General features: G+C 70.5%; 18 protein-coding genes. 9 read left to right on the forward strand and 9 right to left on the reverse strand.

All coding sequences use genetic code 11. From position 1 onward, the window contains the following. Positions 1-92: 92 nt before the first annotated feature. Both AB8P05_RS32940 and AB8P05_RS32945 read left to right on the forward strand, forming a co-directional pair. On the forward strand, positions 93-917 hold the full coding sequence (locus tag AB8P05_RS32940) for an acyltransferase family protein (RefSeq protein WP_472762110.1): 825 nt from the start codon (positions 93-95) through the stop codon (positions 915-917). Then, positions 899-1,192, forward strand: a complete 294-nt coding sequence (locus AB8P05_RS32945; RefSeq protein ID WP_472762111.1) for a hypothetical protein — start codon at positions 899-901, stop codon at positions 1,190-1,192. The genes AB8P05_RS32940 and AB8P05_RS32945 overlap by 19 nt, the downstream gene beginning before the upstream one ends. A 57-nt stretch (positions 1,193-1,249) precedes the next feature. On the opposite strand, the gene AB8P05_RS32950 is transcribed toward AB8P05_RS32945, so the two are convergent. The 3 genes from AB8P05_RS32950 to AB8P05_RS32960 form a co-directional block, all read right to left on the reverse strand. After that, entirely contained in the window at positions 1,250-1,741 is a 492-nt protein-coding gene (locus AB8P05_RS32950; protein ID WP_472762112.1) for a DUF411 domain-containing protein, read from the reverse strand. 40 nt (positions 1,742-1,781) lie between these two features. Beyond that, positions 1,782-3,992, reverse strand: a complete 2,211-nt coding sequence (locus tag AB8P05_RS32955; RefSeq protein ID WP_472762270.1) for a heavy metal translocating P-type ATPase — start codon at positions 3,990-3,992, stop codon at positions 1,782-1,784. 97 nt (positions 3,993-4,089) lie between these two features. After that, positions 4,090-5,064, reverse strand: a complete 975-nt coding sequence (locus tag AB8P05_RS32960) for a hypothetical protein (protein WP_472762113.1) — start codon at positions 5,062-5,064, stop codon at positions 4,090-4,092. Between the two features lie 208 nt (positions 5,065-5,272). On the opposite strand from AB8P05_RS32960, the gene AB8P05_RS32965 reads away from it, so the two are divergent. The 3 genes from AB8P05_RS32965 to AB8P05_RS32975 all read left to right on the forward strand — a co-directional run bounded on the left by AB8P05_RS32965 (position 5,273) and on the right by AB8P05_RS32975 (position 8,112). After that, positions 5,273-5,710, forward strand: a complete 438-nt coding sequence (locus AB8P05_RS32965) for a MerR family transcriptional regulator (protein WP_455176169.1) — start codon at positions 5,273-5,275, stop codon at positions 5,708-5,710. 219 nt (positions 5,711-5,929) lie between these two features. Then, the gene (locus AB8P05_RS32970) at positions 5,930-7,483 is read left to right on the forward strand and encodes a cache domain-containing protein (RefSeq protein ID WP_472762114.1); all 1,554 of its coding nucleotides are present in this window, start codon (positions 5,930-5,932) and stop codon (positions 7,481-7,483) included. After that, positions 7,480-8,112, forward strand: coding sequence for a response regulator (locus tag AB8P05_RS32975; RefSeq protein WP_472762115.1), 633 nt, complete (start codon positions 7,480-7,482; stop codon positions 8,110-8,112). Before AB8P05_RS32970 ends, AB8P05_RS32975 begins: the two co-directional genes overlap by 4 nt. A gap of 21 nt (positions 8,113-8,133) precedes the next feature. On the opposite strand, the gene AB8P05_RS32980 is transcribed toward AB8P05_RS32975, so the two are convergent. The 4 genes from AB8P05_RS32980 to AB8P05_RS32995 form a co-directional block, all read right to left on the reverse strand. Beyond that, the gene (locus AB8P05_RS32980) at positions 8,134-10,866 is read right to left on the reverse strand and encodes a tetratricopeptide repeat protein (RefSeq protein WP_472762116.1); all 2,733 of its coding nucleotides are present in this window, start codon (positions 10,864-10,866) and stop codon (positions 8,134-8,136) included. Positions 10,867-10,982: 116 nt separating this feature from the next. Then, positions 10,983-12,599: a PAS domain S-box protein gene (locus tag AB8P05_RS32985; protein WP_472762117.1), complete on the reverse strand. Its 1,617-nt coding sequence runs from the start codon at positions 12,597-12,599 to the stop codon at positions 10,983-10,985. 255 nt (positions 12,600-12,854) lie between these two features. After that, positions 12,855-13,319: a translation initiation factor IF-3 gene (infC, locus tag AB8P05_RS32990; RefSeq protein WP_462620153.1), complete on the reverse strand. Its 465-nt coding sequence runs from the start codon at positions 13,317-13,319 to the stop codon at positions 12,855-12,857. A 124-nt stretch (positions 13,320-13,443) separates the two neighbouring features. Continuing rightward, positions 13,444-13,668 (reverse strand): hypothetical protein, encoded by a 225-nt coding sequence (locus tag AB8P05_RS32995; RefSeq protein WP_472762118.1) that lies wholly within the window; start codon positions 13,666-13,668, stop codon positions 13,444-13,446. Between the two features lie 394 nt (positions 13,669-14,062). Here AB8P05_RS32995 and ypfJ point away from each other — a divergent pair, with 394 nt between their 5' ends. Together ypfJ and AB8P05_RS33005 are read left to right on the forward strand one after the other, a co-directional pair. Beyond that, positions 14,063-14,965, forward strand: coding sequence for a KPN_02809 family neutral zinc metallopeptidase (gene ypfJ, locus AB8P05_RS33000; RefSeq protein ID WP_472762119.1), 903 nt, complete (start codon positions 14,063-14,065; stop codon positions 14,963-14,965). 257 nt (positions 14,966-15,222) lie between these two features. Further along, positions 15,223-15,540: a HigA family addiction module antitoxin gene (locus AB8P05_RS33005; protein WP_472762120.1), complete on the forward strand. Its 318-nt coding sequence runs from the start codon at positions 15,223-15,225 to the stop codon at positions 15,538-15,540. Between the two features lie 966 nt (positions 15,541-16,506). On the opposite strand, the gene AB8P05_RS33010 is transcribed toward AB8P05_RS33005, so the two are convergent. Then, positions 16,507-18,921: an FkbM family methyltransferase gene (locus AB8P05_RS33010; RefSeq protein WP_472762121.1), complete on the reverse strand. Its 2,415-nt coding sequence runs from the start codon at positions 18,919-18,921 to the stop codon at positions 16,507-16,509. 421 nt (positions 18,922-19,342) lie between these two features. Between AB8P05_RS33010 and AB8P05_RS33015 the strand changes: the two genes are divergently transcribed. Continuing rightward, positions 19,343-20,716 (forward strand): nucleotide sugar dehydrogenase, encoded by a 1,374-nt coding sequence (locus AB8P05_RS33015; RefSeq protein ID WP_472762271.1) that lies wholly within the window; start codon positions 19,343-19,345, stop codon positions 20,714-20,716. 71 nt (positions 20,717-20,787) lie between these two features. Here AB8P05_RS33015 and AB8P05_RS33020 read toward each other — a convergent pair whose 3' ends face one another. Continuing rightward, positions 20,788-21,474, reverse strand: coding sequence for a DUF2076 domain-containing protein (locus AB8P05_RS33020; RefSeq protein WP_472762122.1), 687 nt, complete (start codon positions 21,472-21,474; stop codon positions 20,788-20,790). A gap of 393 nt (positions 21,475-21,867) precedes the next feature. Here AB8P05_RS33020 and AB8P05_RS33025 point away from each other — a divergent pair, with 393 nt between their 5' ends. Next, positions 21,868-22,524, forward strand: a complete 657-nt coding sequence (locus AB8P05_RS33025) for a radical SAM protein (RefSeq protein ID WP_472762123.1) — start codon at positions 21,868-21,870, stop codon at positions 22,522-22,524. Positions 22,525-22,569 lie beyond the last annotated feature (45 nt).

Below are 22,569 nucleotides of genomic sequence, written 5' to 3' on the forward strand. Positions count from 1 at the left end.
GCCTTTGAACAAAAGCCCGGAGGCTCCCTATGCGGTTCCCGGTACTCGACGGATGGCGCGGTCTGTGCGCGTTATGCGTGGCCTTATATCATTTGCATACACTCGATCACTTCCACCTGTTCGACTTCGTGCGCGGCAGCTATCTTTTTGTCGATTTCTTCTTTGTTTTGAGCGGCTTCGTCATCACCCACGCCTATTCCAGCCGCATCGGCGGGTCCGCATCGGCCGGCTCCTTCCTCGTCCGCCGCTTCGGTCGGGTCTGGCCGCTGCATGCGGCGGTGCTGCTGGGGTTCGTGGCGCTGGAAAGCGCGAAGGTCCTCTCCGGATCGGCGGCGGGAAATACGGCCTTCACCGGCGCCTACGCCCCGTCGGCCCTGGTCAGCAACCTGGCGCTGGTCCATGCGCTGGGGGTGGAGGACCAGTGGACCTGGAACATTCCGAGCTGGTCGATCAGCGCGGAGTTCTTCGTCTACGTCACCTTCGCCATCCTGTTCCTGACCGTGCGGCGGCCCAGGATGCTGATCGGGGCGATGGCGGCGCTTGCCGCCCTCGGCGCCGGCGTGGTGATGGGATTCTCCGCCAACCACATCGACACCAGCATCGACTACGGCTATTTCCGCTGCCTGTACGGCTTCTTCACCGGCTGCCTCGTCTACCGGCTGTATCAGGCGATCGGCGACAGGCGGCTGTCCCGCCCTGCCGGCGGTCTGGCCGAAGCGGGGGCGCTGCTGGCGGTGGTCGCCTTCGTCTCGGCAGCGGGGGGAACGCCCTGTCGCTGGCGGCCCCGCTGCTGTTCGGGCTGGTGGTGCTGGTGTTCGCCTTCGAAGCCGGGCCGGTCTCCCGCCTGCTGGCGACATCCCCCTTCCAGCGGCTGGGGGCCTGGTCCTACTCGATCTACATGGTGCATGCCCTGGTGATCGCCGTGCTGCAGAAGGCGACGACGATGGCGCAGGGGATCGTCGGCCGGCCGCTGTTCGTCGAACGCCGGATCGACGGCGAGACCGACCGGCTGATCGCCTTCGGCGATGCCTGGATGATGGATGCGGTGAGCGTCGGCTACCTTCTGGCGGTGATCGGCCTGTCGGCCCTGACCTACCGCTTCGTCGAGCTGCCGGGGCAGGCCGTGGTCAACGGCCTGCTGGTCCGCTCGCGCAAGGCGGCCCCGGCCAGCCCGGTGGCCGAGGCGGCGTGAGGACCGCCGCAACCGTCGAGGCGGCGTGACCGCCGCCTCCCTCCGCCCCTGCCGGCATCAATGGCGGGCGAAGACCTGCGGCCCGCCGGCACCGCCGAACAGCACGACCTGATAGGGCTGGCCGGTTCCCATGTCCATGCCGGGGGCGTCCTGCGGCATGCCGGGCGCCGACAGCCCGCGGGCCTGCGGCCGCTCGGCCAGCAGGCGCGTCACGTCGGCGGCCGGCACATGGCCTTCCAGCACATAGCCGCCGACCCGCGCCGTGTGGCAGGAACCCAGCTCGTCCGGCACCCCGGCGGCCTGCTTCACCGGCGTCATGTCATCGACGGTATGGACGGTGACGTCGAAGCCGGCCGCGCGCATGTGCCGCACCCAGCCGTCGCAGCATTCGCAGCCCGCGGACTTCCAGACCTCCACCGCCGCACCGGCGGCGGGGGCGGCGGCGCGGACGATGTCCGGCAGCGCCACGGCTCCGAGGCCGAGCGTCAGGACGGCCAACAGCGCTCCCTGGGCCGCCCCCCACACCATCGTCCGCCGCGTCATCTTCATCGGAACTCTCCAAGTCATATCAGTGTCTTGCCTCATCCGCTCAGGAGCGGACGGACAGAAGCCTCAGGGCATTGGCGGTGACCAGCACCGTGGCGCCGGTGTCCGCCAGGATCGCCGGCCACAGGCCGGTGACGCCAAGAACGGTGGTCACCAGGAACACCGCCTTCAACCCCAGGGCCAGTGCGATGTTTTGCCGTATGTTGGCCATGGTGCGGCGTGACAACGCCACCATCGCCGCGACGTCGCCGACCCGGCCGTGCAGGATGGCGGCGTCGGCCGTCTCCAGCGCCACGTCGGTGCCGCCGCCCATCGCGATGCCGACGTCGGCGGCGGCGAGCGCCGGGGCGTCGTTGATGCCGTCGCCGACCTTCGCCACCCGCTGCCCGCGCGCCTGAAGGTCGCGGACGATGCGCAGCTTGTCCTCCGGCAGCAGCTGGGCATGCGCCTCCACCCCCAGCGCCTTTGCGACCGCCCCGGCGCTCTGCGCGGTGTCGCCGGTCACCATCAGCGCGCGGATGCCGGCGCGCTCCAGCGCCTCGATGCCCCGGCGGGCGTCGGCGCGCGGTTCGTCGCGCAGCGCGATCAGCCCGGCGGCCCGCCCCTCGACCAACAGGACCGAGACCGTCTTGCCCGCCTGCGCCAGGGCCGCGACCCGCTCCGCCTGCCCGGGCGTCAGCGACGGGGCGGCGGCCTTGGGCGACAGCAGCGCCGCCGCAAGCCCCCCGACCCGGCCCTGCAGCCCGGCGCCGGGAAGGGCGGTGACCCCGTCCGCCGCCGGCGGGACGATGCCGCGGTCGGCCGCGGCGGCCAGGATGGCGCGGGCCAGCGGGTGGCTGGATCCCGTCTCCAGCGCCGCGGCGGCGGCCAGCAGTTCCGCCTCGCTCCCGCCGAAGGGGATCAGGTCGGTGACGCGCGGCCTGCCCTCCGTCAGGGTGCCGGTCTTGTCGAAGGCGACGGTGGTGATGCGGCCGAGCGCCTCCAGCACTGCACCGCCCTTCAGCAGCAGGCCGCGCCGGGCGCCGTTGGAGAGGCCGGCGGCGATGGCCGCCGGGGTGGAGATCACCAGCGCGCAGGGGCAGCCGATCAGCAGGACCGCCAGGGCGCGGTAGATCCACTCCGTCCAGCCGCCTCCCATAACCAGCGGCGGCACCACGGCGACCAGGACCGCCACCGCGACGATGCCCGGCGTGTAGAGGCGGGCGAAGCGGTCGATCAACCGCTCCGTCGGGGCCTTGCTCGCCTGCGCCTCCTCCACCAGCCGGACGATGCGGGCGATGGTGTTGTCGCGCGCCGCGGCGGTGACGCGGACGCGCAGCGCGCCGTCGGCGTTGATCGTGCCGGCGAAGACGGGATCGCCCTCGCCCTTGGGCTTCGGCACGCTTTCGCCGGTGACCGGGGATTCGTCGACGGCGCTGCTGCCGGACAGCACGATGCCGTCGGCCGCCACCCGGTCGCCGGGGCGGACCAGGATGACGGAGCCGACCGCCAGCCCGGCGGCGGGAACGGTCTGCGGGGCAACGCCGTCCCGCTCCAGCATGGCCGTGTCGGGGACCAGCGCCGTCAGGCCGCGGATGCCGGCCCGCGCCCGCCCGGCCGCCACCCCTTCCAGCAATTCGCCGACCAGGAAGAGGACCAGGACCGTCGCCGCCTCCTCCACCGCGCCGATGACGAGGGCGCCGACGGCGGCGACCGTCATCAGCGTCTCGATGGAAAAGGGCGTGCCGGCCCGCGCCGCCGCCAGGGCGCGGCGCGCCACCGGAACCAGCCCGACCATCAGCGCCAGCGGGAAGGCCCAGCGCTCCGTCTCCGGCACCAGCAGGCCGAGGAGCGTCGCGGCGGCGAGCGCGGCGCCGGCCGCCAGCGTCAGCACCGCCTTGCGCCCGCGCCACCAGGGCGCCTCGGCCAGATCGGAATGGGGGTGGGAATGGGGATGGGAATGGGCGGCGTCGGAATGGGCAGGGCCGCAGCAGCCCCCGCCGCAGGCGGGTGCCGCGGCCTCCGCCACCGGATCGGCGGGGGTAGCGCCATAGCCGAGGGCGGCCAGCGGCCGGACCACGGCGTCGGCCCCCAGCGCCGCGTCATGGGAAATGGTCACCGTTCCGCCCGGCACCGACACCCGCACCTCGCGGATGCCCGGCACCCGGCGCAAGGCGGTCTCGATCTTGGCGGCGCAGGACCCGCAATCCATGCCGGAGACCCGGTAGCGGCTGCTGCGCAAGGCCGTATCCCCGGTCCGGACCCCATCCTCCATTCCATGCATGGCGAAGCTCCCCATCGTGACGCGCCGTCGACAGCGTCCCGGGAGCCTAAATTCTCCAGCGACTGGAGGATCAAGCGGAAAAAGACGATCAGGCCGTGGGGGCGGCCCCCGCGTCGCCAGCATCCGCGTCCGCTTCGTCGTACTCGGGCGAATGCTCCGGCAGCCCGGCGAACGGCTCGCTCCTGGTGATGACGGGATGCATCTCCGACCCGACGACTTGCGCCCAGCGGGGCGAGCCGTGCTTCACCTCCAGGAAGGAGCCATGGTCCAGGACCGGCTTGTAGACCCGGAAGGTCTTCATGATCGACAGGATGCCGGCGGAATCGAGCGGGCCCAGGAAGGATTCGTCCATGTCGAGGAAGGACGGATGCGAAATCCAGCGTTCCAGTTGGGCCGCGTTGAGGAAGAAGCTCCCGGCCGCCGGGTAGGAGGTGCGTTCGAAGCGGACGGGCTCGCCGATGAAGTCCAGGCTCAGCTCCGGCCGGTCGGACAGGTCCTGATGCTCGGTCGTCCAGGGCCGGCCGAGCACGTAATCCGGATAGACCTTGTAGCCGAAGGGCGAGAGGTTTTCGAACCGGTTGGGCTGCAGCAGCGCTTCCGGCCCGAACTTCGCATCGAACAACGCCCGCTTGCGGAAGAACAGCGGGTCGGTCATGACGATGTCGTCTTCGACATAGCAGTACCAGTCATACTGCCCCGCCATTTCCCGCATCACCATATGGGCGGCGAACCCCAGACGCATCGGCGGATAATCGTCGTTCATCTTCGCCCGCCGGTAGAGGACCGGGCTGATCCGCAGGGAATCGAGCAGATGGTCGTCGCCGACGGTGCAGACCAGAACGTCGACTTCGGCACGGTGCGGCGACGCCGCCTGCCATGCGACCTTGCGCCAATGATCGAGCCCGGCCAGCCGGTTTCCATAAAGTTGATGGAAGGCGCAGATGGTCTCGCCAAGGACGGCGATGCGTTCGCCCTTCCGGCTGATGTCGCTGGAGTTGTTCCCGCCGGCGGCATGATCGGTCTTCGGGCGATAGAAATGCGGGATCACGCACAGGATCTTCACGATGACGCCCCTGCCGAACGGGTCCAAGACTAAGGGGCAGGGTGATAGCCGTTGTGAACCGTGCGAACAAGCCGAAATGGAAGGGCCGGAAACTTAAGGTTGCTTGAGCTTTCCGCTCCTGCCGGCGACGGCTGTCCCGAGGAGGCGGGGCGTTGCCGGCGGCCGCCACGAAGCCTAAAATCTCTAGCGACTGGAGGATTGAGGGGGAATGACGACCATGTCCACATCGGCCCTGGCCATCGGCACGCTCGCCAAGCGGACCGGCGTGAAGATCCCGACCATCCGCTATTACGAGAGCATCGGCCTGCTGCCGGAGGCGCCGCGCACTGGCAGCAACCGGCGCAGCTACGACGAGGCGTCGGTCCGCCGCCTGCGTTTCATCCGCCATGCCCGCGAGCTGGGCTTCGAGGTGGAGGCGATCCGCCAGCTCCTGGCCATGGCCGACGATCCGGGCCGCCCCTGCCGCGAGGCCGACGTGCTGGCCCGCACCCATCTGGCCGAGATCGAGTCCAGGATCGCCCGGCTGGAGGCCCTGCGCGACGAGGTGCGGCGGATGGTGGAGGGCTGCGCCCAGGGCGAGGTGCGCAGCTGCCACGTGATCGAGGTGCTGGCCGACCACGCCCACTGCCTGCATGAGCGGCATTGAAGGCCGGCATCCGGCGGGCCCTATGACCTGGAGCCGGTTGCCCGGCCGGCGGGGGTGTTTATAGTCGGGCCCGTACAGTGTCGAAACCTTCCGTGCCCCGGCTTGCGGGTATCGACGAGACCGGCAAGGGGGCGCGGGGCACCATGGCAACGGGAACGTGAACAGGGCCGGGGGAGCAGGGCGGATCATGGGTACGGGGGCGGGTCGGGCGCAGGCGTCATGCTGCGGCTTCTGAGGACCAGCCGCCCGTTCCAGCGGATCGTGGCGCTCGGCGGGGTGGTGCTGGCGGCCCTGTGCGGCGGCACCGTGGCGATCCTGGACAATCTGCGGGACGAGACGGTGGCGGAGGCCACGCTCGGCCTGCGCACGCTCAACGCCTCGCTGGCCGAACAGACGGCGCGCACCATCGAGGGCATCGCGCTGACCGTCGAGGGGGTCGCCGAGCAGATCCCCCCGGAGGACCGGCGCAGCCCGGAGGCCCTCAAGCGGCTGCGGGGGGACCGGCAGGTCTACGAGATCCTGAAGGCCAAGGCGTCCAGCCTGCCGCAGATGGAGGCGCTGAGCCTGATCGCCGCCGACGGCAGCCTGATCAACTTCACCCGCCAGTTCCCGGCCCCGGCGCTCGACCTGTCGCAGCGCGACTATTTCCGGGCGCTCAAGGATGCGGATCCCGGGCGCGTCTATGTCAGCCGGCCGGCGAGGAGCCTGGCCACCGGGGAATGGACGCTCTACATCGCCCGCCGCATCAACGGCCCCGACGGCGGGCTGTCCGGGCTGGTGGTCGCCGCCATCCGGCTGTCCTATTTCGAGCGGTTCTACCGCAGCCTCCATGTCACGCCGGGCAGCGGCTTCAGCCTGTGGTGGCGCGACGGCATGCTGCTGGCACGCTTCCCGGCGGTGCCGGACAAGGTCGGGACCGTCGCCACCACCCCCGAGGTCGTCGCACGGATCACGCGCGACGAGGCCGGCACCTACGAGGCGCCGCTTTCGATCGACGGCAAGGAGCGCATCCTGTCCTTCCAGGTGCTGCGCAACTACCCGCTGGTGGTCGGGGTCAGCCGGACGCGGGCGGAGATCCTGGCCCGCTGGCAGAGCCAGGCGGCGGTCATCGCCGCCGCCGGGCTGGTCAGCGCGGTGGCGCTCGCCCTGATGCTGTGGGCGATGACGCGCCAGTTCCTCGCCTACGAGACCGCCAACCGCGCGCTCGGCGAACGCCGGCAGGCGGTGGAGGCCCGTGACGAGGCGGAGGAGCATGTCCGCCAGCTGCAGAAGATGGAGGCGCTGGGCCAGCTGACCGGCGGCATCGCCCACGACTTCAACAACCTGCTGCAGGCGGTGCGCTCCGGCCTGCATCTGCTGGAGGCCGGCGGCGAGATCCGGGGGGCGGAGACCCGCCGGGCGCTGCAGGTCGCGACCCAGGCGGTCGACCGCGGCGCCACCCTGACCCAGCATCTGCTGGCCTTCGCCCGCCGCCAGCGGCTGGCCCCGGCGCCGGTCGATCTCGGCGCCCAGGTGGCGGGGATGGCGACGCTGCTGGAACGCACGCTGGGCGGCGCCATCCGCATCCGCATCGACCGGGATGCGGCCGTGCCGCCCGCCCTGGTCGACCCCCACCAGTTCGACATCGCCCTGCTGAACCTCGCCATCAACGCCCGCGACGCCATGCCGGGCGGCGGCACCCTGACCATCGCCGTCACCAGCCTGCGGGTGGAGGAGAGGGCGGCGAAAAAGGGGATTTCCCCGCCCTGGCGCCCGGCGGCTATGTCGCCGTGACCGTGCGCGACAGCGGGACCGGCATGACGGCGGACGTGCTGGCGCGGGCCTGCGAGCCCTTCTTCACCACCAAGCCGGTGGGGCAGGGCAGCGGGCTGGGGCTGAGCATGGTGCATGGGCTGGCCGCCCAGTCCGGCGGCGGCATGCGCCTGGAAAGCCATCCCGGGCTGGGCACCGCCGTCACCCTGTACCTGCCCCATGCCCCTGACCATCCTGCGGCGGAGGCACCTCCCAATTCCGATACCGCCGCCGAACCGCCGCCCCAGCCGGCCGCCGTCCGCGTCCTGCTGGTGGAGGACGACGCCCTGGTCCGCATGGCGAACGCCGCGGTGCTGGCCGAGGCCGGCATGACGGTGATCGAGGCCGCCGGCGGCGAGGAGGCCCTGGCCCTGCTGGAGGCGGATGGCGGGATCGGCATCCTGGTCACCGACTTCGCCATGCCCGGCATGACCGGCGCCGATCTGACCCGCCTCGCCCGCCACCACCGCCCCGATCTGCCGGTCCTGATCGTCACCGGCTATGCCGATAAGGCGGAGCTGCAGGATCTGGGCGCCGAACCCGGCATCCGCATCCTGTCCAAGCCCATCCCGCCCCCGGCGCTAATCGGGCACATCGCCGCGGCGCTGTAAGCGCGCGCGCCTCAAGCGGGATCACACCGCCTTCACGCAGGCCCCCACATGGGTGAAGGCGAAGCGGGCGTCGATCGGGACATCGGGGAAAGGCAGGCCGTGGCCCTCATGGGCGCCGTCATGGACGAGGCAGCAGCCCTCGACCAGCGGCCAGACGACGCTGCCGAGGAAGCGCTGGTCCTGCAGGCGCCCCCCGTCGGCGCGGGCGGCGGCGCGCACCAGGGGAGCCATCGGGGGCAGGACGCCGGCCAGCCCGCCCCACATGCCGGCCAGCATCAGCTCGGTGTGCATGATGTGGTCGCGCATGACGTGAAAGGGCAGGCCGGACGCGATCCAGGCATCCACCGCCGCCTTTTCCCGGCTGTTCAGGCGGGAATCGGCGTCCCGGCACAGGAAATGGCTGACAGTCGGATCGTCGGACACCAGGAAGCGCCAGAACAGCCCCTGCACCGGCCCGCTGCCGGGCTCCATGGCGACCAGCTCCGCCCCGGCGGCGGCCAGATCGCCGAGAACGGAGGCCGGCACCGAATCGTCGTGGTAAATGCGGCAGGTCCAGCCGGGATAGAACTCCGCCGCGAGACGGACATTCTCCAAGGCGCCCTGCGTGTAGAAGGCCGCACTCCCCCACAGGCTGAAGCTGATGATCCGCCGCGCCCGGCCGGCCGCCGCCGCGGGAAGATGCAAGGCGGCGCCGGCCGGCCGGCTTTCCCGCGCCGCCCGCGCCTTCCGCGCCAGGATGTCGCTGGCCTCGCCCGCCGCCTCCGCCCGCCGGCCGCAATGGAAGAGCGTGGCGACGAGATACTCGCGCGTTTCCAGATGGTCGGGATCGAGGGCCTTCGCACGCCGGAAGGCGGCGGAGGCGCGCTCCATCCATCCGGCATTGTAATCGGCAACTCCGGAATTGTAGCAGGCGAGGCGCGACGCCGGAGACAGCGCGAGCACGGCGCGGTAGGCAGCCGCCGCACCATCCCAGTTCCCCCGGTCCAGACGGGCGTCCGCCAGCCCGCTCAGCAGGGCGGCATCGCCGGGGCGCAGGCGGACCGCCTCCCCGAACGCCGCTTCGGCACCGGCCGGGTTCCCCGTCTCCAGGCAATGGCCGCCGTAATCCTTGAGCAGATCGGCCAGCGTGTCGGCGGCCTGCCGCGCCCCCAGGGCATGGGCCTGGCGGTAGGCCTCCATCGCCGCCTCCCTGCGGCCGGCGACGCGGAGCAGGTTGCCGTGATTGAGCCGGTATTCGGCATGATCGGGCCGCCGGGCGATGGCTTCGGCGATCCGGGCGATCCCATCCTCCAGGCGGCCGGTCTGCCCCAGCAGGATGCCGGAGAGGTGGAGCGCGTCGGGGTATCCCGGCTCGACCTCCAGGACGCGACCATAGAGGGTTTCGGCCTCCTCGAAGCGTCCGGCAGCGTGCAGGTCGAACGCCAGGATGGTTGCTTCGGATAGGGTAGCCATCGTCCATACATAGCGCAGGACGGGCTGCCGCTCCAAAGCCAAACGAACCGGCGGAACGCGACGGGTCAGCGCCCCTGCACCGCGAAGCAGCCATGGCCGGCGGCCTTCAGGGCTGCGCAGGCGGCGTCGGCGTTCGCGGCGGGGAAGCCGGTCAGCCGCGCCTTGTAGAGGCCGCCGGAGCGGACGATCTCGGGGCTGGCGCCGGCGGCGAGCCCCCAGCCGCCTGGCGCTGTCGCCGGCGCTGCGCGCCGCGGCGGCCCGGCTGGCGAAGGCGCCGACCTGGATGGACCAGGGACCGCCGGCAGCCCCATCGGACCTGGAAGAGGGCTTGGCGGCGGAAGGCTTGGCGGAGGGCGCGGCGACGCTCACCGCCGTGCTGCGTTCGGCGGCCGACGAGCTTTTCCTGGTGATGACCAGATCCGGGGCGGCCGGCGCCGGCTTGGCCGGGCTGGTCGGGCGCTTGAAGCCGATGTCCAGCAGGTCGGCGACGCGGTCGTCGCGGGAGGCGGCGCTGTGGCCGCCCATCACCACGGCGATCAGGCGGCGGCCGTCCCGCACGGCCGAGGCGGCGAGGTTGAAGCCGGACGCGGCGATGTAGCCGGTCTTGATGCCGTCCATGCCGGGATAGCGCGCCATCAGGCGGTTGTGGCCATGGACCGTCGTGCCCTGCCAGTCGAAGCTGCGGCGCTGGAAATAGGCGTAGTGGCCGGCATGGCGGCGGATCAGCGCGCGGGACAGGACCGCCATGTCGCGCGCCGTCGTCCGCTGCAGCCGGTCGGGCAGGCCGGACGCGTTGCGGAACACCGTGCGGCGCATGCCGAGCGCGCGGGCGCGCGCCGTCATCTTCTCGGCGAAGGCCGGCTCGCTGCCGCCCAGCGCCTCCGCCAGCACCACCGCGACGTCGTTGGCCGAACGGGTGACCAGGGCCAGGATCGCCTGCTCCACCGTGATGGTGCTGCCGGGCGCCAGCCACAGCCGCGACGGCGGCATCGAGGCGGCGTGCTGCGACACCACCAGCCGCTGGTTCAGCCGCAGCGTGCCGCGGTCCAGCGCCTCGAAGGTCAGCATCAGCGTCATCATCTTGGTCAGCGACGCCGGGTAGGTCAGGGTGTCGGCGTTGCGCGCCTGCAGGACCTTGCCGCTGCCCGCCTCCATCAGGATCTCCGCCGCCACCGGCGACCAGCCGGCCTTGCGGCCGCCCTTGGCCCAGGCCGGCAGCGAGACCAGCAGGAGCGAGACCAGCAGGACCGCGAAGGCGGTGAGGAAGAGCGGCGGCGTCGAAGCACGGGCGAGCAGGGGCATCGTCTCAGGTCCGGCGGTTGGCGCAGCCCCGCTGCGGCACGGGTACTGTCGGCTTCGTGGTTTTCCCTATCGGACAGGGCGGAGCGGGGTGGAGCGGGGCTGTCCTGCGGCGGGCGTCACCGGCCGGACAGCATGGAGCCTACCATGGCACGGAACGCGTCGACCGCCACGGGCTTGACCAGCACCCGCATGTTGCGGCCCAGCCCGTCGGCGCCATCGCCGGGCCGGTCGTCCAATGCCTGGAAGGCGTAGCCGGTCAGGAACAGCACCTTCAGGCCGGGCGTGCGCGCCTGCGCCATCTCCGCCAGCTGGCGGCCGTTCAGGCCGGGCAGCCCGACGTCGGTCACCAGGAGATCGACCGCTTCGGCTTCGCCCAGGCGGGCGAGCGCCTCGGCGCCGTCGGCGGCCTCCAGCGTCGTGTAGCCGTCGCCCTCCAGCACCTCCACCAGCAGCATGCGGACCAGTTCCTCGTCCTCGACCACCAGCACGGTGCCGCGGCCGGGTCCGGACGGCACGGGCGGGACGGGGAGTCCGGCTTCGGAAGCGGACGGGGGAACGGCGGGCTCGGCGGCGCCATGGTCGCGCGGCAGGCAGAGATGCACCGCCGTGCCCCGGCCGACCGCGCTGTCGATGCGGACGAAGCCGTCGGACTGGCGGGCGAAGCCGTAGAGCTGGCTCAGCCCCAGGCCGGTGCCCTGGCCGATCGGCTTGGTGGTGAAGAAGGGTTCGAAGACGCGGGCCAGCACGTCCGGCGGCATGCCGGTCCCGCTGTCGCGCACGGTCAGGACCGCATAGTCGCCGGGCTCCACCCCCGGATCGTTGGCGAGGTCGGCCGCCTCGAAGCTGGCGTTGGCGGTCTCCACCGTCACGGTCCCGCCGCCGGGCATGGCGTCGCGGGCGTTGATGACCAGGTTCAGCAGGGCGCTTTCGATCTGGTTCACGTCGGCATGGACCGGCCACAGCGGCTCCGCCAGCCGGCGCTCCAGCCGGATCGCCTCGCCGACCGACCGGCCCAGCAGGTCCCACAGCCCCGCCACCAGCGCGTTCAGGTCGGCGCGCTCCGGCTTCAGCGGCTGGCGCCGGGCAAAGGCCAGCAGGCGCCGCGTCAGGGTGGAGGCGCGGTCCACCGCGGCGCGCGCGGTGGCGGTGAAGGGAGCGATGTCGGTGCGCCCGGCCGAAAGCCGCTGCTCGATCAGCTCCAGGCTGCTGCTGATCGCCTGCAGCAGGTTGTTGAAGTCGTGGGCGACGCCGCCGGTCAGCTGGCCGACCGCCTCCATCTTCTGCGCCTGGGCCAGGGCCTCGCGCGCTTCGTCCAGGGCCTCCTGGGCCTTGCGGCGTTCGGTGATGTCGCGGGTGACCTTGGCGAAACCGCGCAAGGTCCCGGTCTCGTCGCGGATGGGGTCGATGACGACGCTGGCCCAGAAGCGGGTGCCGTCCTTGCGCAGGCGCCAGCCCTCCGCCTCGAACTTGCCTTCCGACAGGGCGGTGGCGAGCGCGCGCCGGGGCACGCCGGCGGCACGGTCCTCTTGCGTGTAGAAGCTGGAGAAATGCCGGCCGATGATCTCGTCGGCGGCATAGCCCTTCATCCGGGCGGCACCCGGATTCCAGCTGCGGACGATGCCGGCGGGGTCGAGCATGAAGATCGCGTAGTCGACCACGCTCTGGACCAGCAGGCGGAACTGCCGTTCGCCGGAGATGGGCTCCCAGGCGGGCGCGACGCGTTCGTCCCTCATAACCACGACTTTCCGGAACACAGGGGTGAAAAAAACGGGAAGTCGGATGATCCGCGTTCGACGCCTGCGGGGTCAATAACCCAATGCGAATAGTCGGGTATTATTACGCCGCATCAGCCGGGATGTTCCGGGATTAATCCGGCGCGATTTGGCGACGGCGAAATCCGGAAGCGGATTACAGTCATGGAGGGAAAAAGAGTGTAGGGAAAGGGGCGGGGCGGCGAACCGCCCCGCAGGTTCCCTTTGGTCCGGTGCTCAGCGCGGGGCCAGCACCATGACCATCATGCGGCCTTCGACCCGGGGCATCTGCTCGACCTTGGCGATGTCCTGGAGCTGGTCGCGCACGCGGACGAGCACGTTCAGACCGAGATCCTGGTGCGCCATCTCGCGGCCGCGGAAGCGCATGGTCATCTTGACCTTGTCGCCTTCCTCGATGAAGCGGACGGCGGAGCGCATCTTCACGTCGTAGTCGTGATCGTCGATGTTCGGCCGAAGCTTGATTTCCTTCAGCTCGATGATCTTCTGCTTCTTCCGCGCCTCGTTGGCCTTCTTCTGCTCCTCGAAGCGGAACTTGCCGTAATCGAGGATCTTGCAGACGGGCGGATCCGCCTGGGGCGCCACTTCGACGAGGTCGAGGTCGGCATCCGCGGCGGCATCCAGCGCCTGGCGGAGCGGCACCACGCCGACCATCTCGCCGTCGGCGCCGACGAGGCGGACCATACGGGCGGTGATTTCACGGTTGAGGCGCGGGCCTTCGCGGACGGGGTCCGCGTCGTAGAGCTTGGCTATGGTGATCTCCTGTGGTCGTGGATGGGTAGAAAGGGGCGAGCCCGGGTCAAGAGGCTCAGCCCAGGATGTCGAGCACAATCTGCCGCAGTTCGCCCCGGGTCAAGCCGGACGGCTCCGGATTGGAGCGGAAATCGGGCTTTTTGCCCTCCGCTGCGGCGAATTGGCCGGCAGAGGCGTGGGTGGAACGGCGGGTGGCGGCCAGCTGGACCGGTGCAAGCGCGGGCTGGGCGGCGAAATGGCCGGTGGAATGCGAAGCGGTCGACAGGATCGGGGTCGTCATGAAAATTCTCCAGGCCGGATGGGCGGACCGATGGATTCGGGGGCCGGCCGGCTCTTGTTTGTGTGTGGCGTCGTGAAACGGGAGCCATCGCGGCGCACGCCGCCGCACGGGCTCCGATAAAGTGGAACAGGCCCCGGTACGGGCATGTTCCAAAAGGCCGGCGTCCCCGATGAAGGCTCCCCCTCGATGAACCGGAGGGGGCGGGGGCGCGCACCGCGGACGCGGTGTCGGCCATGTTCCCAGATGGGGAGGGGGCGGGTTTTTTCAAGGCGTTCCGCTTGTCCCACCCTTCCAGTTCCCCTTGCCGGCCGCAAGCCGCCGGGGAACGCGCGGGCGGCCGCATGGTTTCGTCTCCACCGGCCCGTCACCAGGGGCGGCCGGAAGGAGGGCGGAGATGCGGTGGCAGGGCGGACGGGAAAGCGGGAATGTCGAGGACCGGCGCGGCCGGGGAGTCGGCGGCTTCGGAAGAGGCGGGGGCGGCATCCGCATTGGCCGGGGCGGGCTGGGCATCGGCGGGGTCGTCGTGCTGCTGCTGGTGTCGGCGGTGCTGGGCGTCGATCCGACGGTGCTGCTGGGCGGCGGCGACCCGGCGGACCAGGCGCCGGCCGGCCGCACGCAGATCGGCGAGGCGGCCCCGCGCAGCCAGGCCGACGACGAGCTGAAGCGCTTCGTCTCCGTCGTGCTGGCCGACACCGAGGATACATGGCGCGGCCTGTTCCAGCAGATGGGGCGCCAGTACCAGGATCCGACGCTGGTGCTGTTCACCGGCACGGTATCGTCGGGCTGCGGCCGGGCGCAGGCGGCGATGGGGCCCTTCTACTGCCCGATGGACCGGAAGCTCTACATCGACCTCGGCTTCTACCGCGAACTGCGCGACCGCTTCCGGGCGCCCGGCGACTTCGCCCAGGCCTATGTCATCGCCCATGAGGTCGGCCACCATGTGCAAAATCTGCTGGGCATCTCCGACCGGGTGCAGGCGGCCCAGCAGCGGGCGCACAACCCGGCCGACGCCAACGCCCTGTCGGTGCGGCTGGAACTGCAGGCCGACTGCTTCGCCGGCGTCTGGGGCAACCACACCAACCGCGACCGCCGCATGCTGGAACCCGGCGACGTCGAGGAGGCGCTGACCGCCGCCAGTGCCATCGGCGACGACCGGCTGCAGCGTCAGGCGGGCGGCACCGTCAGCCCCGACAGCTTCACCCACGGCAGTTCCACCCAGCGCGTCCGCTGGTTCCGCACCGGCCTGGAAAGCGGCCGGATCGAGGCCTGCGACACCTTCGGCACGGACCGGCTGTGAGGGGAGCTGCACGCCGACAGGGAGCTGATACGGCGGGCAAGACCGACACGGATGTCACGGATTTGAGCACGGATTACACGGATATCCGAACCGGCACCGCGCCGGCTGTCCGGGAACAACACCGAAGCGGAGGAACATTCGTGAAATCCGTGGCTAAATCCGTGACATCCGTGTCGATCTTGTTTTCCGATGCGCAACTGATTGGGGCTATGATCGACGCACCCCGGTGTTCTATCGCAGCCACCGAGATGTGAGTCATGAGCCATCCCGCCACCGACACTCTCCCGCCCATCCATCCCGGCGAGTTCCTGCGCGACGAACTGGAGGCGCTGGGCCTCAGCGCCCGGCGCTTTGCCGAGCATATCGGCGTGCCTCCCAACGCGGTGACGGAGATCATGAACGGCGAGCGCCGGATCACCGCCCCGATGGCGCTGAGGCTGGGCAAGGCCTTTGGGACCGACGCACGCTATTGGACCAACCTGCAGAGCATTTTCGAGACCAAGGTCGCGCGGGCGGAAATCGGCGATGCGCTCGACGCCATCCAGCCGCTGCCGCATCCGGGTAAGGCGGCTTAACTCCCGCCCCGCGCATGAGCCGCAGATAGTCGAGCACGCGGGCGGTGCGCCAGTCGGGGTCGGCCCAGCAGGCGGCTTCCCGGGCGCGGCGGCAGGCGGCGACCGCCTCCAGACGGGGCTGGTCGGTCAGCGGGCGCAGGTCGGCGGGGATGGCGGCGAGACAGGCGGCGGCAAGCTCCGCGGGCGGGGCGGGGGCGGTCTCCAGCCAGCCTTCGGCATCCCGGAAGCGGTCGCGGCACATCAGGGCGATCATGTAGTCGCAGGCCGATTGCAGGCCGGGCGCCAGCCGGCCGGGGCTGACCGACAGGATCGGCAGCAGGGGCGCCAGGGTCGGCGCCAGATGGTTGGCGTAGAGCGTCGCCCCCCAATAGCGTTCCGCCGTCTGCCGGAAATGGTCGAGGTCGCGCACCGGCACCAGACCGGAGGTCTCGATGGGCAGGATCTCCACCTTCGGCTTGGTGACCACCACCGTGTCGTTCGACACATCGACATAGAGCGCGCCGACCTGCAGCGCGTTCTGGAAATACTGCCCGCGCAGGACGCCCCAGACGCTTTGCAGCACGCCGCCCTCCTCGACGAAGGCGCGCAGCGCCCGCTCCACCGGACCGGCCGGCCGGGCCAGACGCTGCGACAGGCGGGCGAAGAGGTCGCGGGTGATCTCCTCGCAACGGCCATAGGGATAAGGCTTGCCGGCGGCCGGCGGCAGGCCGGCGAGCGCCCGGTCGCTCTCCTCGCGCAGCGTCATGAAGTAATCGTACAGCCCCACGGGATCGCCGCCCAGGTGGCGGGCGGTCAGCGCCGACTGGCGGTCGTCCACCGGGGCGATCTGCTGGGGCAGGAGGGGCGGGGATTGCGGCGTCATGGCGGGCGGGGTCCGGGGGTTCGGGGAGGTTGGCACCCTTGGCCGCCCCGGCACCGGGACCGACGCTGGAGGGGCCGGGAGGAGCCGCGCGGACGCCTCAAGGATCAGGCGCTCCAGGCGGCTTCACGCCAGGACTGCTCGGGCCTCGTCACCTCCGGCAGGTTGGGCAGGGGGCAGGGGCGGCCGGCCGGCAGGGCCAGCAGATTGATCGAGATCACGCCGGGGAAGGCGTTGTAGGCGTTGCCGGCGATATTGGTCGGGTCGTAGAGCGGGACGATGTGCCACCACAGCCGATAGCCGAATCCCTGGACCATGGCGATCAGGTCGGCTGACTGCTTCTGCCGGTCGTTCTCCAGATAGAGTGCCGGGCGGCAGCGGGCGATGGTGCGGGCGGCTCCCTCGACGACCAGCGTCTCCATGCCCTCCACGTCGGCCTTCAGCAGGGCAAGCCGCTCCAGGCCGAGGCCGTCGATCGTTTCGACCGGTATCACCTCGCCGTTGACCGCGCCCATGCTGACGGCGCCGAAGTTGCCGGGCTCATCGTAATTGAGGACCGGGACGCTGATCCGACCGGGTGCGTTGCCAACCGCCGACATGTGCAGGACGACATTGCCGATCCCATTGGCAGCGAGGTTATGGGCCAGCAGCTCATGCACTGCGCGCTGCGGCTCGAAGGCGTGGATCAGTCCGGCGGGGCCGACCGTACGGGCCAGCGGAACGGTGTGGGCGCCGATGTTGGAGCCGGCTTCCACCACGATGTCGCCCGGCCCCGCCAGCATCGCGGCAAGGCGGTGCTCGGCGTCCGAATATTCGCCATACAGCGCGAGGGAACGGCCGATATAGCTGTCCATCGGGAAGAACCGCATCAGCCCGTGCCGGCCGCTCCGTTCGGCCAGCGGGTGGCGGCCGGGCTCGGCAGGCAGGAAGACGACGTCCTGCGGGAAATCCGGCGGCTCCATGGCCGAAGGATCCGGCGCCGCATCGCCGTCGGCGATTCGCAGCTGCAGCACCTTTGCCCCGATGTGCGGAGACACGGGATCCTCCGGGGCCGGCGGAAAGGGGTGGCCCGCCATCGGATGAACGCTGTCGTGGACCAGCACGCGGTCCTGAATGCGCGGCCATACCCATTCCGCCAGGAAGCGCTGGTCCTGCCAGCGGTCGGCCTCCCGGTCGGCGGCGGCGTCGATGACCGGCGCCAGCGGTGGCAGCAAACCGGCCATACCGCCCCACATCCCGGCCAGGATCAGGTCGGTGTGCAGGACATGATCGCGCATGACGTGGAAAGGCAGGCCGGACGCGATCCAGGCATCCACGGCGGCCTTCTCCCGCATGGTCGGGCGGGAGTCGCAGTCGCGACACAGGAAGCGGGCGACGGTTGGATCGTCGGAAGCGAGGAAGCGCCAGAACAACCCATGCGACCGCCCGCTGCCGGCCGGCATCGCAACCGTCTCGGCGCCGAGACGGGTCAATTCCTCCTGCACGGGGCGGGGAACCGAATCGTCATGATAGAAGCGGCAGGTCCAGCCGGGAAAGACGGCGGGGACCGCCTTGGCATTGGCGAGTGCGCCTTGAATATAGACTTCCTGCGTGCCCCACAGGCTGAAGGCGACGATGTTGCGGGTCCGGGCGGCGGGCGCGATGGGGGCGGCGGGCAGCGGCGGGACCTCGGCGTTCGCCCGCAGCTGCTTCAGGGCCAGGGCATCGGCAGACCACAGAGCCGCTTCGGCCGGGTTGTGCGGTTCCAGCGCCAGGACGAGAGCGTCACGCACGGCGATGTGGCCGGGGTCGAGACGGGCGGCGCGGCGCAGGACGGCGAACGCCTCCTCCGTTCGGCCCGTCTTGGTCAGGGCAATACCCAGGTTGTACAGGGCGGAGACTTCTGCCGGATCGAGGCTCAGCGCCTGGCTGTAGGCGTCGGCGGCAGCGCCGAAGCGGTTGGAATCGAGCAGCGCGGTGGCCAGCAGGAAGCGCAGCTCGGCATCGGCCGGGGCCAGCAAGGCGGCGCGTTGGAAATCCGCCAGGGCCAGGGTCCGGCGGGACCGCCGCAAATGCTCCTGCCCGCGCTGCTGGTGGAGCAGGACGAGCCGCCCGATCATGTCGGACCGGTCGGGTGCGAGGACGCAGGCGTGTTGCAGCGCCAGGATGGCGCCGTCCGTATTGCCGGTGTGATGCCTGGTCAGGGCCAGCAGGTCCCAGCCTTCGGCTGCATGCGGTGCCAGCGTCAGGACCGGGGGCAAGGCCGCCGCCGCCGCGCTCCAGTCCTCCGTGGCAATCAGTGCCTTGGCGTGGTCGATGCGGTAGTTGGCGGCACCGGGCGCCTCCCGGACTGCGCGGAGCAGCAGATCGAGCGCCGTGTCGAAGCGGTTCGTCTGGCAGGCCAGGACTCCGGCCAGATGCAGGGTCGCCGCGTTTCGTGGATCGACGTCCAGGATGCGGCCGTAAATGGTCTTGGCTTCCATGAGGCGTCCGGAGACATGGTGATCAATCGCGATGTTGAGGGCCTCTTCGATCGTCGCCATGACTGCTCCTTCCCCGGCTCGCCGGCACTATAACGTGGCGAAGGGGAGGGGGAGTAGTAACGGTTGCCGCCGGCGAATTTGCCTCGGCGCCACACCGGCGTCAGGGCCGCGAAGCGGGATGTGCGAAGTCCAGCAGGGGACGGCAATGACCATCGAACCGGGGCAACATCGAAGCACAGGTCCTTCGCCTTCGTGGTGCCGGTCAGAAAATGCGCAAGAGCCCTGATCCGGAAATCACAAGCCGCTCAGCTTCACGCTTGAGAAAGTCCTCCTGGATCTCGATAAAAGCGATCACGCGCCTGCTCAAAGCGATAAATACTGTTCAGCGGCCAGTTCAACTCCTGTCGACCTTGGAAATGCGCGGTTTCCGCATTTCCCCTTCCACCTTGAAAGGCTAGGTTTCCATGCGAGGTTTTCGATGATGAGCACAGCGGACACCGCACCCGATCTCCAGGCGCCCGACATCCAGTCCCTGGAAAGCGCCTATCGCGGCCGCAGTGCGCGGGTGGCGGTGATCGGGCTCGGCTATGTCGGGCTGCCGCTGGCCCTGGCGCTGACCGGGGCGGGCTTCGCGGTCACCGGCTTCGACATCGACCCGGCCAAGGCGGCGGCGCTGAACGAGGGGCGCTCCTACATCCGGCAGATCGCCGACGCACGCGTTGCCGAGGCGGTGGCGACCGGGCGGTTCCGGGCGACGACCGACGCCGACGAGTTCGCCGCCTGCGACGCCGTGATCGTCTGCGTGCCCACGCCCTTGTCGCCGCAGCGCGAGCCCGATCTGAGCTTCGTCGAGGCCTCCACCCGCCTGATCCGCGACCGGCTGCGGCCGGGCCAGCTGGTGGTGCTGGAATCGACCACCTGGCCCGGCACCACCGACGAGGTGATGCGGCCGATCCTGGAAGAGACCGGGCTGATCAGCGGGCGCGACTTCTTCCTGGCCTATTCGCCCGAGCGCGAGGATCCCGGCAACATCACCTTCACCACCAGCACCATCCCCAAGGTGGTGGGCGGCGACGACGAGGGCGCGCGGCGGCTGGCGGTGGCGCTCTACGAGCAGGTGGTGCCGCAGGTGGTTCCCGTCTCCGGCACGCGGGCGGCGGAGGCGACCAAGCTGACCGAGAACATCTTCCGCTCCGTCAACATCGCCCTGGTGAACGAGCTGAAGATCGTCTTCGAGCCGATGGGCATCGACATCTGGGAGGTGATCGAAGCGGCGAAGACCAAGCCCTTCGGCTTCATGCCCTTCTATCCCGGCCCCGGGCTGGGCGGCCACTGCATCCCCATCGACCCCTTCTACCTGACCTGGAAGGCGCGCGAATACCAGATCTCCACCCGCTTCATCGAGCTGGCGGGAGAGGTCAACACGATGATGCCGCGCCATGTGGTGGACCGGCTGGCCCTGGCGCTCGACCGCAGCGCCGGCATCGGACTCAGCCGCGCGCGCATCCTGCTGGTCGGCATGGCCTACAAGAAGAACGTCGACGACAGCCGGGAATCGCCGGGCCTGCGGCTGATGGAGATGCTGCTGGAGCGGGGGGCGGCGGTCGAGTACCACGACCCCTTCATCCCGGTGCTGCCGGTCACCCGCGAGCATGCGGCGCTTGCCGGCCGCACCTCCGTCGCCTGGGATGCGGAGACGCTGGCGGGCTTCGACGCGGCGGTGATCGTCACCGACCATGACGGCATCGACTACCGGAGTCTGGCCGCCCACTGTCCGCTGGTGGTCGACACCCGCAACGCGATGCGCGCCGTCGAGGGCATCGAGGGCTTCGCCGACCGCATCGTGAAGGCCTGAGGGAAACCGGCGCCTGAAAACGCACGGTTCGCGGGAGGAGGGACGCCCCCTCCCGCAGCCCGGTGCGGGGCTCAGAATTCCTCTTCGCCGCCGAAATCGCTCCAGCCGCTGTCCTCGACCGCCTGCGTGGCCTGGTCGGTGGCGGCGGTCGCCGCGTCGGTGGCGGCGGTCGCGGCCTCGGCCGCCACAGCTTCGCCGCCGGAGAACATGCCGGACAGCGCGCTGCCGATCAGCATGCCGCCGGCGACGCCGGCCGCCGTCTGCATGGCGCCGGCCATGAAGCCGCCGCCGGCGCGCGGCTGCTGGGCATAGGCGGCGACGCGCGGGTCGCCATAGGCGGGCGTGCCGGGCGCAGCCGGCGGACGGCCCCAGGGGGAACCGGACGGCATGGCCGCGGCAGCCGGGGCCGCCGCCGGATATGACGGCTGCGGAGCCGGCTTGGCGGCGCCGCCGAACAGGCTGCCGAACAGCCCACCACCACCGGACTGGGCCGGAGCGGCGGCAGGGGCGGGACGCTCACGCAGCTGGCGCTCCAGCTCCTCGTTGCGGCCCTGGGAAGCGGCGAGCGCCTGCTCCATCATCACGATGGCCTGCGCCATCAGGTAGGGGGCGGCCGGCTGGCGGGCGATCCGTTCGCGGATCAGCGCCTCGGCCTCGGGATCGCGCGGGCCGGATTGCGCCTCGGCCTGATGCAGCTTGGCGAACAAGTCGTCGATGATCTGGCGTTCGGTGTGGTCCATGGCGATGCTCGTCTTCATGAAGAGGTTGTGGAAGAGGTCCCGCTCCCGGCGCCGACTGCCCGAGGCGGCGCCAGGCGCGGACGGCGCGCAGGAGAGGCGGCGCGCATCGGGGAAGCATCAGGGGCAAGGGCGGAGGCGGGAAGGGCCGGGAGCCGGGGGCGGTGTCTCAGGAATGGTCCAAGGGGTGAGGACATCAGTCCCTCCAAGTGCGGTCACGCCCGTCGGCGCAAGAGCAGGTGAAGAGATCCGACATCGCGACCACGTCTAAGTCGCCAGAGGGGCCCGGATCCGGTTGTTGAGCACGTGGTCCCGTTCCAGCCCGCTTTCAAGACGCCCCGCTTGCCTTTTCCTTTCGAAAGAACATATTGAGAACATTGACGAAGGACGGCACAAGGGACAGGGGTGATCGCGGTGGACGACGCGCTGCTCGACAAGCTCGAAATTCTGGCCGACGCGGCGAAATACGACGCCTCCTGCGCGTCCTCGGGGGCGAAGCGGCGAACGGGCGGGCCGGACGGCATCGGCTCCACCACCGGGGCCGGCATCTGCCACGCCTATACGCCGGACGGGCGCTGCGTCTCGCTGCTCAAGATCCTGCTGACCAACTACTGCCTGTTCGACTGCGCCTACTGCATCAACCGCCGCTCCTCCAACGTGCGGCGCGCGCGGTTCAGCGTGGACGAGGTCGTGCGGCTGACGCTGGGCTTCTACAAGCGCAACTGCATCGAGGGGCTGTTCCTGTCCTCCGGCATCATCCGCTCGCCCGATCACACCATGGAGCAGCTGATGCTGGTGGCGCGCACGCTGCGGCGCGACCATGGCTTCGCCGGCTACATCCACCTGAAGACGATCCCGGAGGCAAGCCCCTGGCTGATCGAGCAGGCCGGGCTGTGGGCCGACCGGCTGTCGATCAACCTGGAACTGGCCTCCGACCGCAGCCTGAAGGAGTTCGCGCCGGAGAAGGACGGCGGGTCGATCAAGGCGGTGATGGGGCAGGTGGGCGAGCGCATCCTGGAGGCGAAGGAGGAGAAGCGCCGCTTCTCCCCGCCGGGCAGAGCACCCAGATGATCGTCGGCGCCGACGCCTCCACCGACCTGTCGGTGCTGGAGACCA

This window comes from Azospirillum sp. VT-I1 (assembly GCF_055698305.1).